The organism is Sulfuritalea sp., from assembly GCF_031426875.1.
Taxonomy (GTDB): domain Bacteria; phylum Pseudomonadota; class Gammaproteobacteria; order Burkholderiales; family Rhodocyclaceae; genus Sulfuritalea.
Window position 1 is genome coordinate 144326 of the sequence record NZ_JASJPC010000033.1, and the last position, 15968, is coordinate 160293.

The 15968-nt window shown below is 67.2% G+C and carries 15 protein-coding genes; 11 read left to right on the top strand and 4 right to left on the bottom strand.

The genetic code is table 11. The annotated features are described in order from the left end of the window. The first annotated feature begins 80 nt into the window (after positions 1–80). The 5 genes from ptsN (at position 81) to RMO95_RS15270 (ending at position 4963) form a co-directional block, all read left to right on the top strand. Entirely contained in the window at positions 81–539 is a 459-nt protein-coding gene (ptsN, locus tag RMO95_RS15250; protein ID WP_310451497.1) for a PTS IIA-like nitrogen regulatory protein PtsN, read from the top strand. Then, entirely contained in the window at positions 524–1477 is a 954-nt protein-coding gene (hprK, locus tag RMO95_RS15255) for an HPr(Ser) kinase/phosphatase (RefSeq protein ID WP_310451498.1), read from the top strand. Before ptsN ends, hprK begins: the two co-directional genes overlap by 16 nt. A gap of 64 nt (positions 1478–1541) precedes the next feature. After that, complete coding sequence (locus RMO95_RS15260) at positions 1542–1970, top strand: hypothetical protein (protein ID WP_310451499.1); 429 nt, start codon at positions 1542–1544, stop codon at positions 1968–1970. A 271-nt stretch (positions 1971–2241) separates the two neighbouring features. Beyond that, positions 2242–2814, top strand: a complete 573-nt coding sequence (locus RMO95_RS15265) for a PadR family transcriptional regulator (RefSeq protein WP_310451548.1) — start codon at positions 2242–2244, stop codon at positions 2812–2814. A 118-nt stretch (positions 2815–2932) separates the two neighbouring features. After that, positions 2933–4963 carry an NADPH-dependent 2,4-dienoyl-CoA reductase gene (locus tag RMO95_RS15270; protein ID WP_310451500.1) on the top strand — a complete coding sequence of 677 codons (2031 nt, stop codon included), beginning with the start codon at positions 2933–2935 and terminating at the stop codon, positions 4961–4963. A 14-nt stretch (positions 4964–4977) separates the two neighbouring features. Here the strand turns inward: RMO95_RS15270 and RMO95_RS15275 are convergent, their stop codons facing one another. Beyond that, positions 4978–6207: an acyl-CoA dehydrogenase family protein gene (locus tag RMO95_RS15275; RefSeq protein ID WP_310451501.1), complete on the bottom strand. Its 1230-nt coding sequence runs from the start codon at positions 6205–6207 to the stop codon at positions 4978–4980. Positions 6208–6446: 239 nt separating this feature from the next. Here RMO95_RS15275 and RMO95_RS15280 point away from each other — a divergent pair, with 239 nt between their 5' ends. The 3 genes from RMO95_RS15280 to RMO95_RS15290 are packed head-to-tail and all read left to right on the top strand — an operon-like array spanning position 6447 to position 9062. Beyond that, positions 6447–7352: a LysR family transcriptional regulator gene (locus RMO95_RS15280; protein WP_310451502.1), complete on the top strand. Its 906-nt coding sequence runs from the start codon at positions 6447–6449 to the stop codon at positions 7350–7352. Continuing rightward, positions 7349–8431 (top strand): PAS domain-containing sensor histidine kinase, encoded by a 1083-nt coding sequence (locus RMO95_RS15285; protein WP_310451503.1) that lies wholly within the window; start codon positions 7349–7351, stop codon positions 8429–8431. Before RMO95_RS15280 ends, RMO95_RS15285 begins: the two co-directional genes overlap by 4 nt. Continuing rightward, on the top strand, positions 8424–9062 hold the full coding sequence (locus tag RMO95_RS15290) for a response regulator transcription factor (protein WP_310451504.1): 639 nt from the start codon (positions 8424–8426) through the stop codon (positions 9060–9062). Before RMO95_RS15285 ends, RMO95_RS15290 begins: the two co-directional genes overlap by 8 nt. A 110-nt stretch (positions 9063–9172) precedes the next feature. On the opposite strand, the gene RMO95_RS15295 is transcribed toward RMO95_RS15290, so the two are convergent. Together RMO95_RS15295 and RMO95_RS15300 are read right to left on the bottom strand one after the other, a co-directional pair. Further along, positions 9173–10228, bottom strand: coding sequence for a phosphotransferase family protein (locus RMO95_RS15295; protein ID WP_310451505.1), 1056 nt, complete (start codon positions 10226–10228; stop codon positions 9173–9175). Beyond that, positions 10225–11370 carry an ABC transporter substrate-binding protein gene (locus RMO95_RS15300; protein ID WP_310451506.1) on the bottom strand — a complete coding sequence of 382 codons (1146 nt, stop codon included), beginning with the start codon at positions 11368–11370 and terminating at the stop codon, positions 10225–10227. The genes RMO95_RS15295 and RMO95_RS15300 overlap by 4 nt, the downstream gene beginning before the upstream one ends. A 183-nt stretch (positions 11371–11553) precedes the next feature. On the opposite strand from RMO95_RS15300, the gene RMO95_RS15305 reads away from it, so the two are divergent. Both RMO95_RS15305 and RMO95_RS15310 read left to right on the top strand, forming a co-directional pair. Continuing rightward, the gene (locus tag RMO95_RS15305) at positions 11554–13218 is read left to right on the top strand and encodes an AMP-binding protein (protein WP_310451507.1); all 1665 of its coding nucleotides are present in this window, start codon (positions 11554–11556) and stop codon (positions 13216–13218) included. After that, entirely contained in the window at positions 13215–14054 is an 840-nt protein-coding gene (locus RMO95_RS15310) for an SDR family NAD(P)-dependent oxidoreductase (RefSeq protein WP_310451508.1), read from the top strand. The genes RMO95_RS15305 and RMO95_RS15310 overlap by 4 nt, the downstream gene beginning before the upstream one ends. A gap of 16 nt (positions 14055–14070) precedes the next feature. Here the strand turns inward: RMO95_RS15310 and RMO95_RS15315 are convergent, their stop codons facing one another. Beyond that, a complete protein-coding gene (locus RMO95_RS15315; protein ID WP_310451509.1) occupies positions 14071–15159 on the bottom strand; it encodes a substrate-binding domain-containing protein in 1089 nt (362 codons plus the stop codon). A gap of 74 nt (positions 15160–15233) precedes the next feature. Here RMO95_RS15315 and RMO95_RS15320 point away from each other — a divergent pair, with 74 nt between their 5' ends. Continuing rightward, on the top strand, positions 15234–15938 hold the full coding sequence (locus tag RMO95_RS15320) for an ABC transporter permease (protein ID WP_310451510.1): 705 nt from the start codon (positions 15234–15236) through the stop codon (positions 15936–15938). The last annotated feature ends 30 nt before the right edge of the window (positions 15939–15968 follow it).

A 15968-nucleotide genomic window follows, 5' to 3' on the forward strand; every position in this document is an offset into this window, starting at 1 on the left:
TGCGCCGGGAACGGTATCCGCCGGATAGCGTTATACTGCGCGCCGCCGCAACCTCCGCCCATCGCCGAATTGCTTCCACCATGAATCAGATCGCCAGCCTGCTGCCACTCGACAACGTGGTGGCAAACCTCGACGCCAGCAGCAAGAAGCGCGTATTCGAGCAGGTCGGTATTCTTTTTGAAAATCATCACGGCGTCGCCCGCAGCACGGTCTACGACGCCCTGTTCGCGCGCGAAAAGCTGGGCTCGACCGGCCTTGGTCAGGGTATCGCGATTCCCCACGGGCGCATCAAGGGTCTCAAGGCCCCGCTCGGCGCCTTTGTCCGCCTCGACTCGCCGGTGCAGTTCGACGCGCCGGACGGCAAGCCGGTCGGCCTGATATTCGTGCTGCTGGTGCCCGAAGCGGCCAACGAGCACCATCTGCAACTGCTCTCCGAACTGGCGCAGATGTTCTCCGACCGGGCTTTTCGCGAACAACTCGCCACAGCCGCCGATAGCGCGGCGCTGCACGGCCTTTTTGCCAATTGGCACGCCAATTAGTCGTTTCCCAGCTGTTCGAACGTAACCGCGAGCGGCTCCAGCTCTCGTGGGTCAGCGGCCCCATGACGCGCGCGATATGCACCACCGAACATGTGGTGTCACCGGCCGACTTGATCGGCCACCTCAATCTGATGCACCCGGAACGCCTGCAGGTGATCGGCACGCCCGAAGTGGCCTGGTCGGCCCGCCACGCGCCGGAAAAAGTCGCCCATCACATGCAGGAAATCTACAACGCCAAGCCGCCCGCCATCATCGTCGCCGACGGCTGCGCGATCGACGACGGCGTGCGCAGCGGTTGCGAGGCCTCGGGCACGCCGCTGCTGCAGACGCCGCTGTCCTCGGCCTTCGTCATCGATACCCTGCGCGCCTTCGTGTCGCGCCAACTGGCCGAAACCGGCACCCTGCACGGCGTCTTCCTCGACGTGCTGGGCATGGGCGTGCTGATCACCGGCGACTCCGGCGTCGGCAAGAGCGAACTCGGCCTGGAACTGATTTCGCGCGGCCACGGCCTGGTCGCCGACGACGTGGTCGATGTCTCGCGCATCGGCTCCGACACCCTCGAAGGCCGCTGCCCGGAACTGCTCAAGGACTTCCTCGAAGTGCGCGGACTCGGCCTGCTCAACATCCGCACCGTGTTCGGCGAAACCGCCTGCCGCCGCAAAATGCGACTCAAGCTGATCGTCCATCTGCAGAAGCCGACGCCCGGCGTGCCGGAAGCCGCCCGCCTGCCGCTCGATGCGCAGACCGAGACCATCCTCGGCGTACCGATCCGCCGCGTCACGCTGCCGGTGGCCGCCGGCCGCAACCTGGCGGTGCTGCTGGAAGCTGCCGTGCGCGCCACGGTGCTGAAACTGCGCGGCATCGACAGCATGCAGGAATTCGTCGAGCGCCAGGAAGCCGCGCTGCGGGCCGACGGCGGCCAGGACCCGGTCAACTAAGGCCGCCTGCCTGCGTTAGATGGGCACGGCATTTTCGCCGCCCACATGAATAGGGAGACTCACCATGCATAAACTGATCGCCGTCGCCATTGCCGCACTGTTCGCCGCCAATGTCGCACTGGCCCAGACCCCTGCCGCTCCAGCCAAGGCTCCCGCTCCTGCCGCTGCCCCGGCCAAGGCCGCCGAGCCGGCGAAGGCTGTCGAAGCTGCCGCAGTTGCCAAACCGGCGGCGGCGGCCGCTGCCAGCGATTGCGAAGCCAAGGCGATGAGCAAGGACGGCAAGCCCCTGCACGGCGCCGCCAAGACTGCCTCGATCAAAAAGTGCCTGGGCGCCGGCAAGCCGGCCGACGCTGCCAAACCCGCTGGCAAGCCCGCCGCCAAGGCCTCGGGCTGTGCGGAAAAGGCCGTCAGCAAGGAAGGCAAGCCGCTCGCTGGCGCCGCCAAGGCCACGTTCATGAAGAAGTGCGAAGCCGACGCCAAGGCCGCCAAGTAAGTCGCCGCATCCGGAACCGAAAGCCGGCCCCAAGCGGGGCCGGCTTTTTTATGTCCCCGTCCGGAGGGACGGGGACGGTATCCCGGCGATATGTCCCCGTCCGGAAGGATGGGGACGGTATCCCAGCAATATGTCTCCGCCCGGAGGGCGGGACGGTATTCCCCGCTACACCGCCGTCGCGCCAGCACCAACTCTTGTCGCAAGGCCCGAATTCGCCGCACCCCTATGCAATGGATTGCATTGCAACTCGTTGCATAGTATCGTGCGCAACATGTCGCTCGATCACGCATTGCTGGTTTCCCTGCTCGAAAAGCCCAGTTCCGGCTATGAACTGGCACGCCGCTTCGACCGTTCGATCGGCTATTTCTGGCATGCCACGCACCAGCAGATCTACCGCGTGCTGTCGCGCATGGAGGAGGCCGGCTGGCTCGATGCCGAGGTCCAGCACGGCGAGACGGCCCCTGACCGCAAGGAGTATTCGGTCACTCCGACGGGACGCGACGAACTCTCGCGCTGGCTGGCCGAGCCGACCGATCCGGAAGGCGTACGCGATATCCTGATGGTCAAGCTGCGCGGCGCCGCCTTCGGCGACGTCGCAAGCCTGATCCCGGAACTCGAACATCATCGTGCGGCCCATGCCAACCGCCTGACCTGCTATCGCGTGATCGAGACCCGCGATTTCGCCGGCGCGCGAAGCACTAGTCCCGGCGGGCAAAGCCCCGGCGGGCTGGATCGCCAGCGCGCCCTGCAGTACATGGTCCTCAAGAGCGGCATCCGCTTCGAACAGGGCTGGCTGGAATGGTGCGAGGAGGCGCTGGGCCTGCTCCACAGTTTCAAACAATGAACGACTTATCCCCCAGCCCCTTCTCCGGGAGAAGGGGTGACCACGGCTCGCTGCGCTCGCGGGCTTTTGACGGGTCTGCCTTGGGGCGGCCCGGCGGCAGACCGACCAAGGAGTACTCATGACGAATCCCTACCCGCACCTGCTGGCCCCGCTCGACCTCGGCTTCACCACGCTGAAGAACCGCGTCCTGATGGGCTCGATGCACACCGGCCTGGAAGACATCGGCAACAGCCACGATCGCATGGCGGCCTTCTATGCCGCGCGGGCAAAAGGCGGCGTCGGCCTCATCGTCACCGGCGGCTTCGCCCCCAACCAGGACAGCATCGTGATGCAGGGCGCCTCCATCCTCGACAACGAAACCGAAGCCCTCAAGCACCGCGTCATCACCGATGCCGTGCATGCCAACGGCAGCAAGATCTGCGTGCAGATCCTGCACACCGGCCGCTATGCCTACACCAAGCGTCCTGTCGCCCCTTCCGCGTTGAAAGCGCCGATCAATCCATCGACGCCGCACGCCCTGAGCGAGGAAGAAATCGAGAAGACCATCGCCGACTACGCCCAGTGCGCGGCGATGTGCCAGTTCGCCAATTATGACGGCGTCGAGATCATGGGCTCGGAGGGCTACCTGATCAACGAATTCCTCGCGCCGCAGACCAACCATCGCGACGACCGCTGGGGCGGCAGCCTGGAAAACCGCATGCGCTTCGGCCTCGAAGTGATCCGCGCCGTGCGTGCCCGCGTCGGCGCCAATTTCATCATCATTTTTCGCCTCTCGATGCTCGACCTGGTCGAGGGCGGCAGCACCTGGGACGAGGTCGTGACCATGGCCAGGGAAGTCGAAAAGGCCGGCGCCACGATCATCAACACCGGCGTCGGCTGGCACGAGGCGCGCATCCCTACCATCGCCACCATGGTGCCGCGCGCGGCCTACAGCTGGGTCACGCGGCGCATGATGGGGCAGGTGAAAATTCCGCTGATCACCACCAATCGCATCAACGACCCGCAAGTCGGCGAAGAAATCATCGCCCGCGGCGATGCCGACATGGTCTCGATGGCGCGGCCCTTTTTGGCCGATGCCGAGTTCGTCAACAAGGCCGCGGCCGGCCGCGCCGATGCGATCAACACCTGCATCGCCTGCAACCAGGCCTGCCTCGACCACATCTTCTCGCGCCAGCTGTGCTCCTGCCTGGTCAATCCGTTTGCCTGCCACGAACTCGATGTCACCGTCGAAACCGCCAAGCAACCGAAGCGCGTAGCCGTGGTCGGCGCCGGTCCGGCCGGGCTGGCCGCCGCGACGCAGCTTGCCGAGCGCGGCCACACGGTCAGCCTGTTCGACTCCGCCGCCGAAATCGGCGGCCAGTTCAACCTGGCGCGGCGCATTCCGGGCAAGGAGGAATTCGCCGAAACCCTGCGCTACTTCGGCACGCGGCTGAAGGAATTGAAGGTCGATGTGCAGTTGAATCGCCGCATTGATGTAAAAAGCGCCAGCACCGACTTTCAGGGCTACAACCACGTCGTCGTTGCCACTGGCATCGTGGCGCGCACACCGGCGATTCCCGGCATCGACCACCCGAAAGTCACCAGCTACATCGACCTCATCGAGGGTCGCAAGCCGGCCGGCAAGAAGGTCGCCGTGATCGGCGCCGGCGGCATCGGCTTCGACGTCGCCGAACTGCTGACCAACGCCGAGGCGCACGGCGACTCGATCGATGCCTACCGCAAGGAATGGGGCATCGACCCGGAGTACCAGGACATCCGCGGCGGCCTGACTGCGCCGCAGATGCCGGCCACCCCGCGCGAAGTCTGGCTCTTGCAGCGCAAGACCAGCAAGGTCGGCGACGGTCTGGCCAAGACCACCGGCTGGGCGCGACGCCTGCTCCTGCAGAAGCGCGGTGTGCATTTCCAGGGCGGCGTCGAGTACCTGAAGATCGACGACGCCGGCCTGCACATTTCCATCGACGGCAAGCCGCGCCTGCTCGACGTCGATACCATCGTCATCTGCGCCGGCCAGGAACCACGCCGCGAGCTGGTGGCCGGACTGACTGCCGCCGGCATCGAGCACACCCTGGTCGGTGGCGCCGATGTCGCAACGGAACTCGACGCCAAGCGCGCGATCTGGCAGGCCACCGAGTTCGCCGTCGAGTTCTGAGCCGACGCGCCTGATCAGGCCGCGGCCGCCTGGGCGCGCGCGATCTCCAGCTTGGCGATGGCGTTGCGGTGCACTTCGTCGGGCCCGTCGGCGAAGCGCAGCGTGCGCTGGCTGGCGTACATAGCCGCGAGCGGGAAGTCGTCCGAAACGCCGCCGCCGCCATGCATCTGGATCGCCATGTCGATCACCTTGCAGGCGACGTTGGGCGCCACCACCTTGATCATCGCGATCTCGCCCTGGGCCACCTTGTTGCCCACGGTGTCCATCATGTAGGCGGCCTTCAGCGTCAACAGGCGCGCCTGCTCGATCATGATCCGCGCCTCGGCGATGCGTTCGCACGAGACGCCCTGCTCGGCCAGCGTGCGACCGAAGGCAACGCGGGAGAGCGAGCGCTTGACCATCAACTCCAGCGCATATTCGGCGGCGCCGATACTGCGCATGCAATGGTGGATGCGGCCTGGCCCCAGCCGCCCCTGGGCGATCTCGAAGCCGCGGCCCTCGCCCAGCAGGATGCCGGACTGCGGCACGCGCACGTCCTTCAGCTCGATCTCCATATGGCCATGCGGCGCGTGGTCGTAGCCGAACACGTTGAGCGCGCGCTTGACCGTGATGCCTGGAGCATTGGAAGGCACCAGGATCATCGATTGCTGGCGATGCCGGGCGGCGGACGGATCGGTTTTGCCCATCAGGATGTACACGGCGCAGCGCGGATCGCCGGCGCCGGATGACCACCACTTGCTGCCGTTGATCACGTAATCGTCGCCGTCGGCCTCGATCCGGCACTGGATGTTGGTGGCATCCGACGACGCCACCGCCGGTTCGGTCATCAGGAAGGCGGAGCGGATTTCGCCGCGCAGCAGCGGCTCCAGCCAGCGGTCCTTCTGCGCCTCGCTGCCGTAGCGTTCCAGGGTCTCCATGTTGCCGGTGTCCGGCGCCGAGCAGTTGAACACCTCGGGACCCCAATGCGAGCGGCCCATGATTTCGCACAGCGGCGCGTATTCGAGATTGGTCAGGCCTTCCGGCGCGCGCGTCGAGCGCGGCAGGAACAGATTCCACAAGCCCTCGGCACGGGCCAGGGGCTTGAGTTCCTCGATCAACCGGGTCGGCACCCAGGCATTGCCGGCGGCGCGATTGGCCTCGACTTCGGTGTGGAAGCGCGCCTCGTTGGGGTAGATGTGGGCGTCCATGAAAGCCAGCAGGCGTGCCTGCTGTTCCTTGACCTTGGGTGTGTAATCGAAATTCATGGCGTGGTTTCCTTGACGTGAAATACTTGATACGGAGTCCCCTGTCATAGACGCGCGTAGCGCGCCAAACAGCAACCCCCCCGCGAGGGGGGAAGGGGGGCGGGTGACTAATTGCTTTTCGCGTGTTACATCCTCGACAGTTGGCGCTTGGTGCCATGAGCGTTCGGGATGTGGCGCCAGCTTAGAGCCTGACCTATAATTTACCCAGTGCAATGTTTTGATGATTGCGCATTCATCTCATGCATATATCCCGGGTCGATCTCAATCTCTTCGTGATCTTCGACACCGTCCTCGCCGAGGGCGGCATCACGGCCGCGAGCCGCAAGCTGAACCTCTCGCAGCCGGCGGTCAGTCACGCCCTGACGCGCTTGCGCGGCCTGCTCGGCGATCCGCTGTTCCAGCGCCAGGGCCGCGCCATGGTGGCGACGCCGCTGGCCCGTGCCATCGCCGCCCCGGTGCGCGCCGCGCTGCGCAACATCGAGGGCACGCTGCACCAGGCGATGCGCTTCGATCCGGCCAGCAGCGAGCGCCGCTTCACCCTGGCCTTCCGCGACGTGCTGGAGCTGATCCTGGTGCCGCCGCTGATGCAGGCGCTGAGTGAGGAAGCGCCGCAACTGGACATCATCGCCGCGCGCATGAACCGGCGCAGCCTGGAGTCCGACCTGTTCGCCGGCCGGGTGGACATCGGCATCGACGTGCTGCTGCCGGTCTCGTCGGAAATCCGTTGCGAGCAGGCGCTGGCCGAGCCCATGGTGGTGGTCGCACGCAAGGGTCACCCGGCGCTGGCGAAGAAGCTCGACCTCAAGAGCTATCTCGCGCAGCAGCACATTCAGGTATCCTCGCGCCGCCGCGGGCCGGGCCTGGAAGACCTCGAACTGGCGCGAGTCGGCGTTTCGCGCCGGATCCGCCTACGCTGCCAGCATTACGGCACCGCCTGCCGCACGGTGAGCATGACCGACCTCTTGGCGACCATGCCGGCACGCTACGCGACGGTAATGAATCAGCCCTATGGCAACGAGATCCGGCCGCTGCCGCTCAAGGACACGCAACTGGAACTTTATCTTTACTGGCACCGCAACACCGACGCCGACCCGGCCGGCATCTGGCTGCGCGAGCGGCTGCGCACGGCCATCGCAAACACATGAGCAGCGGACGCGACGAACAGGCGGGCGAGGACGCGCAGACGGCGGAAATTCCCTTTCGCGCCATCGTCGAGCAATCGCTGGTCGGCATCTACGTGATCCAGGACGAGCTCGTCCAGTATGCCAATGCGGTGTTCGCCGGCCTCACCGGCCATCTGCCGGAAGAGATCGTCGGCATGCACATCCGCGATCTGACGCCGCCCTGGCGCTCGGAGGAGAACCTGCAGCGCATCCGCCAGCGCGTCTCGGGCGAAATTCCCAGCATGCGCTTTCGCACCCAGGGCTGGCACAAGGACGGCTACCCGGTGGATGTCGAGGTGCATGGCAGCCGGGTGATCTTCCGCGGCCGCCCGGCGGTGGCCGGGGTGGCCATCAGCATCGCCGAAAACGTGCGCTTCGAGCACGAACTGCTGCACTCGCAGGAGCAACTGCGCGCGCTGGCGGCGCACATCAACGAAGACCGCGAGAAGCAGCGCCAGCACACCGCGCGCGAGCTGCACGACGTGCTGGGCGGCATCCTGACCTCGCTCAAGATGGATGCCGCGCGCGTGCGCCGCCGCCTGGAACGCGACGACAATCGCGAAATCGTCGATGGCATCGTCGATCTGGCGCAGGAAGCGATCGATGCGGTGCGGCAACTGTCCGAGGCCCTGCACCCGAGCCTGCTCGACCACCTCGGCCTGGTGCAGGCGGTGAACCGCCAGCTGGACAGCTTCGCTGCCCGCCACGGCATCGCCTGCAGCATCGACGCCACCGCCTCGCCCTTGCCGATCAGCCATGCCCAGGGCATCGCCGCCTATCGCATCGTGCAGGAGGCGCTGACCAACATCGCGCGCCATGCCGGCGCGACGCGGGTGCAGGTAGCGCTCCGGCTCGACGGCGACACCCTGCACCTCGCCGTCGCCGACAACGGTCGCGGCGTCGCGCCGGCGGAACTCGAACGCCCCTCGATCGGCATCGTCGGCATGCACGAACGGGCGCGCGAGGCGGGCGGCCACCTGGAGATCTGCCCGGGCCTGGAGGGCGGCACGGTGCTGCGCCTGACGCTGCTGCCGCAAGCGGAAAGGACGCCGCATGATTGAAGTGCTGGTGGTCGACGACCACACCATTTTCCGCTCCGGCCTGCGCCGCCTGCTCGGCGACGAGGCCGACATGCGCGTGCGCGAAGAGGCCGGCAGCGCCGCCGACGCCATGCAGCTGCTGCGCCAGGCGAGTTTCGACGCCGTCATCCTCGACATCAACCTGAAAGGGCGCAGCGGCCTCGACCTCTTGAAGTCGCTGCGCCGCGAATGGCCGGCGCTGCCGGTGCTGATGGTCTCGATGTACCCCGAGGAACAGTTCGCCCGCGCCGCGCTGGACGCCGGCGCCAACGGCTATGTGGCCAAGGACGCCGAGCCGGGCGACCTGCTGGCGGCCATCCGTCGCGTCGCCCAGGGCGGCACCTGGCTCAGCACCGGCTTTGCCGCCCGCGCCCGGGAGATGCCGGGCCGGCCGCCGGCGAGCGACCAGCCGCTGCACTTCCGGCTCACGGTGCGCGAGATGCAGATCATGATGGCTATCGTCGCCGGCAAGTCGCTGACGGAAATCGGCGCCGACCTCTTCCTCAGCGTCAAGACGGTCTCGACCTATCGCAGCCGCATCCTCGAAAAACTCCAGCTCGGCGGCAATTCGGAGCTGGTGCGTTACGCGATGCAGCATTCGCTGCTGGACTAGTAGTCAGTCAGCAAGGAAAAGGCGCATTCCCTGCAGGAGCGAGCTTGCTCGCGATAGGCCGTTGTCGCGAGCAAGCTCGCTCCTACATCCATCGGTTTCAACATGTCTGCTTACTGGCCTCGGGCCAGGCCCCAGCCCAGTTGGGCCATGACCGGCGCCATGCGGCCGTAATCGAGCGCGGCGGCATGCGAGGCGGTGCCGTCCAGGGCGCGGCGCATGATGCCCTGGAAAATTCCGGCCAGGCGGAAGAAGTTGAAAGCCAGGTAGAAGCGCCATTCGGCGCCGATCTCGATGCCGCGCCGCGCCGCGTAGGCGCGCAGATGCTGCTGTTGGGACGGAATGCCGAGCGCCGCCAAGTCGAGTCCGGCCAGCCCATGCAGCAGGCCCGGCGCGATCTGCCACATCAGGCAGTGGTAGGCGAAATCCGCCAGCGGATCGCCGAGCGTGGACAGCTCCCAGTCAAGCACCGCCAGCACGCGCGGCTGGCTCGGATGGAAGATCAGGTTGTCGAGCTTGAAGTCGCCATGCAGCAGGCGCGCCGGGCCGGTGCCAGCGGAAAAATTTTGTGGCAGCCAGGCCAACAGGCTTTCCATGGCGGGGATCGGAGCCGTTTCGGCCTGCCGGTAAAGCCGCGTCCAGCGCGCAATCTGGCGCGGCAGGAAGTCCTCGCTCTTGCCGAAATCGGCGAGAGCGAGGGCACCCGGGTCCATCGCGTGCAGCGCGGCGATGACCCGGTTGGCCTCGTCGAAAATCGCGCCGCGCTCGGCTGCGTCCAGACCCGGCAGGGCGTTGTCGGTGAAACAGCGGCCGGCCACATGACCCATCACGTAGAAGGCGCGGCCGATCACGCGCTCGTCCATGCATAGTGCAAAAGTTGGCGCTGGCGGCACGGCGCTACCGGCGAGCGCGCGCATCACGCGGTACTCGCGTTCGATGGCATGGGCGCCCGGCGGCAGCTCGGCCGCCGGTGCCGGCTTGCAGCGGATGACATAGCTGGCGTCGGCGGTCTGCGCCAGATAGGTCGGATTCGACTGCCCACCGGCGAACTTGGACAGCCGGGGCGTGCCGCTAAAATCCGCCACATGCGCTTCCATCCAGTCGCCCAGCGCCGCCGCGTCGGGCGCTGCGGCGGCACCGGACACACCGGGTACAGCGGGGGCGTTCACCTGCCGGCGAGCAGCTTGAAGGCGCCGTTCTCGACCCGCATCAGGACCCGGGCGCGGGCATCATGACCAAAATGGTCGGTCGGCGAATAGTTGATGGTGCCATGCGCGACCAGCACGTTCTTTTCCGATTCGATGGCATCGCGCAGCGCCTGGCGGAACTCGACGGTGCCCGGTTTGGCCTTCTTCAGCGCCACCGGCACGGCCTGCTTCAAAACCTGTATGGCATCCCACATGTGTGCCCCCTGCGGCGCCATGCTGTTGGCGCCGTACAGCTCCTCATAGCGTTTGACATATTCGGTCGCCGCCGGCTTCGAGGCATAGCTGTCGGGCAGCTGGTTCCATGCCAGCACCGGACCGGCAACGAAAATCGCCCCTTCCATGGCCTTGCCGCCGATGCGCAGCACATCCCGGTTGGCGGCGCCGTGGGTGTGGTAGATCTGCCCCCTGTAGCCGCGTTCGGCGAGGCCGAGATGGGCCATCGAGGCAGCCCCGGCGCCGCCGACGATGAGCACGGCGTCGGGCTTGACCATGTTCAGCTTGAGCGCCTGGGGCGTGGCCGAGGTGTCGCTGCGGCTGAAGCGCTCGACGCCGACGATCTTGATCCCCAGCGGCTCGGCGTAGCGGGTGATCTCGCGCAGATAGACCTCGCCGTAGGGATCGGACTGGGCGAATACGCCGAGGGTCTTGTAACCCTGCGCCACGGCGTGTTCGGCAATGGCCCTGGACATCAGCGCAATGTGTTGCGGGAAGCAGAAGGTCCACGCCATGCGCTCGCCTTCGAGGTCGTGCGGAGTCAGTGCCAAGAGCGGCGTCTTCGTCTCCAGCGCGATGCCCATGACGGGCACCGTATTGGGCGTGATCGAGGAGCCGATCAGCACATCCACCTTGTCTTCCGCGGTCAGCTTGCGTGCGTTCTTGCTGGCCTGGGTCGGGTCCGAGGCATCGTCGAGGACGATGTATTTCACCTTCTCGCCGGCGATGATGGCCGGCAGCAGAGGCACGGTGTTCTTCTGCGGCTGGCCGAGAGGCGAGCCGTTGCCGGTCGCCGACACGGTGATGCCGACGGTGATATCGGCAGCCGCCGGCAAACTGCAACCGATGGACAGTGCCGCCAGCATGGCGGCGATCAGCTTGGATTTCATGGGCTCCTCCTGTATTGGAATGGGTGACGCGGATTGGATTCTAGGCAGGGCGGCGCGCCCATGATCACGCCGGCGGCGACTTCGGAAATGTCCTACACGGCTTTCGGAAATGTCCTACAGGACGCGACGGGATGCTTCTCTACAGTCGCCCTCTCGAACCCAACGCTCCGGAGAGCCGATTCCATGTCGCCCCTGCAACCCTGGCTGGTCCATTACCCGGCGGACGTGCCGGCCGTCGTCCATCCGCTCCAGGCCGACGGCCTGAGCCTGTTCCGCGCCGCCGTCGCCACCGCGCCCGGGCGTGACGCCGTGTGCTACTTCGACCGGCACCTGAGCTACGGCGAACTCGAGCGCCTGAGCGACGCCCTGGCGGTGGCACTGGCACGCCGCGGTTTCGCCGCCGGCGACCGGCTCGCCGTCTACCTGCAGAACCAGCCCGCTTTCCTCGTCGCCACGCTGGCGGCATGGAAGCTGGGCGGCATCGTCGCCACCATCAACCCGATGAACCGCGAATTCGAGCTGGCCAAGTTGCTCGACGACGCTACGCCAAAGGCGCTGATCTGCCTCGACAGCCTGCATGACGAGGTGCTGGCGCGCTTGCCGCAGGGCAGCTGGCGGCCGACTATCGTGCTCACCACGTCCGCACGCGATTTGCAGTCGCGCGACGATCCGCGCATTTTCGGGCAGCTTGCGGCGCGGCCGGCGGATGCGAGTCGCGACCTGATGGCCGTACTCCAATCCTGCCTCGGCCAAACGCCGACCATGCGCACGCCGTCGCCAGGCGATGTGGCCTTCATCGTCTACACCTCGGGCACCACCGGCCAGCCCAAGGGGGCCTGCATCAGCCACGACAACATTGCCCGCATCACCGCCGCCCACCGCGCCTGGTATGCGCTGGAGCAAGGTGATTCCATCCTTGCCGCGGCGCCGCTGTTCCACATCACCGGCCTCGTCGGTCACATGACCTTGGCCTGGGCGCTGGCGGCGCCGCTGGTGCTTTGCTACCGCTTCGAACCGGGGGTAGTGCTGGACGCCATCGCCGAGCACCGGCCGCGCTGCACCGCCAACGCCATCACCGCCTACATCGCGCTGATGAACCAGCCCGGGATCGACGCCGCGCGCCTGTCCAGCCTGCGCACGGTGACCTCCGGCGGCGCGCCGGTGCCGCCCAGCGTCGCCGTGCAGGTGGAACAAAAACTCGGCTGGCGCATCCTCAACGGCTACGGCCTGACCGAGTCGTCCTCCGGCGTCATCATCATGCCGCGCGACTCGGGTGGCCGCGTGGACCCGGTATCCGGCGCCATGTCGGTAGGCATCCCGATCAGCGGGGTGGACGTCTGGATCGAGGGCGAGGGCGGCGCCCGCCTCGGCCACGACGAGATCGGCGAAATCGTCATCGACGCACCGATGGTGGCCGCCGGCTACTGGGGCCAGCCGGCCGAGACGGCGCAATGCATGCGGCATGACGGCCTGCGCACCGGCGACATCGGCTTCATGGACGTCAACGGCTGGTTCTACATCGTTGACCGCAAGAAAGACCTGATCAACGCCGCCGGCTACAAGGTCTGGCCGCGCGAAGTGGAAGACGTGCTGTATGCCCATCCGGCGGTACGCGAGGCGGCCGTGGTCGGCATCGGCGACGCCTACCGCGGAGAGACCGTGAAGGCCGTGCTCAGCTTGCGCCCGGGCCTGCGCGCCGGACGCGAGGACATCGTCGCCTGGTGCCGCGAACGCCTGGCGGCCTACAAGGTGCCGCGCGTGGTCGAGTTCGTCGAGGAGCTGCCGAAGAATGCCAACGGCAAGATATTGCGCCGCCTGCTGCGCGAGCAAACGGGAGCATCGGCATGAAGCACTTCAAGGGCCGCACGGTCGTGATCACCGGCGCCGCCAGCGGCATCGGCCTGGCGCTGGCCCGGCGTGCCGCCGGCCTGGGCATGAAACTGATGCTGGCCGACATCGAGGCGCCGCGCCTGGACGCGGCCGTCGCGACCCTCGGCCTGCCGCCGGAGCGCGTCCTGACCCAGGTCGGCGACCTGAGCCTGGAAGCCACCGTCGCCGCGCTGGCCGATGCCGCTTTCGAGCGCTTCGGCGCCGTGCATCTGTTGTGCAACAACGCCGGTGTGGCATTGACGCGGCTGGTGCGGGAGACCAGCCGCGCCGACTGGGAATGGGTGCTGGGCGCCAACCTGTGGAGCACGATCCACGGCATCAACCACTTCCTGCCGCGCATGGCGGCGCAGGCCGACGCGAGCCACATCGTCAACACGGCGTCCGCCGCGGGCCTGCTGTCGACGCCGGCCTCGGCCGCCTACAACGTCAGCAAGCACGGCATCGTCACCCTGTCGGAAACCCTGTACCACGAGCTGCGTGCCGAAGGCAGCCGGGTCGGTGTATCGGTGCTCTGCCCGGCCTGGGTCAAGACCGGCATCAACGCCGCCCTGCGCAACCGTCCCGCCCGCTACGGCGCCACTTCGGCCGCCGGCGAGTTGTCGCGCGCCCATGAAGCGCGCATCGCCAGTGCGCTGGAAGCCGGCCGCCTGAGCGCGGACGACATGGCCGACGCGGTGTTCGCCGCCGTCGCCGAGGAACGCTTCTATGTGATTCCGCACCGCCGCATCAACGAAGCCCTGCGGGTGCGCTTCGACGACATCCTCGCGGCGCGCAATCCGTCGCCGCTCTGGTAGCGGGCGGGGAACTGATTCACGCGACGAGGAATTCCGCCCAGGCGCCCGGCGCGCGTAGCGGCAGCGGCTCGTAGCCGGGCATCGCTATCAGGCGCTGGCGGAAGGTGTTGCCCGAGAGGCGCGCGATGAACGCCTTGCCCTCGACGCTGGCGGCTGTTGTCTTGCGCATGACAAAGCCGTAGCGCTCCCATACCAGCGGCACGAAACCGAGGTCGTAACGCATCGCCGCCGCCTCGATGCCGAAGCCGACATCGGCCTGACCCGCAGCCACCGTCGCGGCGATCGCCTCGTGGGTGAATTCCTCGTGGGCATAGCCGTCCATGCTTTCCGGCTGCAGGCCATTGGCCGCCAGCAGCTGGTCGATCAGGCTGCGCGTGCCCGAGCCGCGCTGGCGATTCACCATGCGCAGCCCGCGTCGCGATACGTCGGCCAGGCTGGCCAGCCGGTGCGGATTGCCGCGCGCCACGATCAGGCCCTGGCAGCGGCGCATCAGGGGCAGGCAGACATGGACGGAGGGCTTGAGCCAGCGGCCGAGCGAGCCGACCAACTGATCCACCGCCCACGCCTCCGGCACATGGAAGCCGACGATGTCGCACTCGTCGCGCCCCAGCCCCGCCAGCGCCTCGTCGCTGCCGCGCCAGAACAAGTCGAAGCTGATGCCGCGTCCATGTTCGATCCAGTCGGCCAGGGCCAGGTCATGGCTCGCGGCCACCCGCAAGCGCTCGGGAACGGCACGCACCACGGGCGCCAGCAAGTCCCTCAGGCGGCGCTCCCAGGGGGCGTGCGCCACACCCAGGGTCAGGCGCGCGGCGGCGTCGAGCTGCACGATGGATTCGCCCAGCTCGGACAGCCGCGTTCCGCGCCCGCGTTCCATGATCACCAGAGCCACCCCCAACGCCTCCTCGCAGCGCCGCAACAAGCCCCAGGCCGAACGATAGGACATGCCGGCGCTCGCCGCCGCCGCGCCCAATGCGCCGCCTTCGCCCAGTGCCGTCAGCAGCGAGAGCAGACGCGACGTGTCGATGTCGCCGAGCAGCGGCCCGAAATCCCAGGACCAGCGCAAACGGGGAGCGACGCCATGATTTCTTGTTGCAGATGAAGACATATTTGATCCTTTGCAGACGTACTTTAACCTCCCGGCTCCTTATGCAGCTTCGTGCATATGGAGCCCAGACATCCATGACCGAATTCAACGACGCCTTTCTCACCGCCTGGCAACTGCTCGCCGTCAGCGACGCACGCCTGTCCGCCATCGTCTGGCTCAGCCTGCGCGTCAGCCTGGTCGCCACGCTGGTCGCCTGCGTCGTCGGCATGCCGATCGGCGCTTTGCTGGCGGTAGGCCGCTTTCCGGGGCGGCGCGTGCTGATCGTGCTGTTCAACGGCCTCATGGGCCTGCCGCCGGTAGTGGTCGGCCTGCTGGTCTATCTGCTGCTGTCGCGCGCCGGGCCGTTGGGTCAATTCGGCCTGCTGTTCTCGCCGGAGGCGATGATCATTGCCCAGGCGGTGCTGGTGACGCCCATCGTCGCGGCCCTGACGCGGCAGGTGATCGCCGACGAGTGGAGCGAGTACCGCGAGCAACTGCGTTCGCTCGGCGCCAGCCGCAGCCGCGCCGCCGCCACCCTGCTCTGGGACGGCCGCTTTTCGCTGTCGACCGCGGCGCTGGCCGGCTTCGGCCGCGCCATTGCCGAGGTCGGCGCGGTGATGATCGTCGGTGGCAACATCGACGGCGTGACGCGGGTGATGACCACCACGATTGCGCTCGAAACCAGCAAGGGCGACCTGCCGCTGGCGCTGGCCCTGGGCTTCATCCTGATTGCCGTGGTGCTGGCGATCAACGCCGTGGCCTATGCGCTACGCGGCTGGGCGGAAAGGCACTGGGGGTGAGGCCGGGGTTTCGCGAAGCACTGCTTCGTG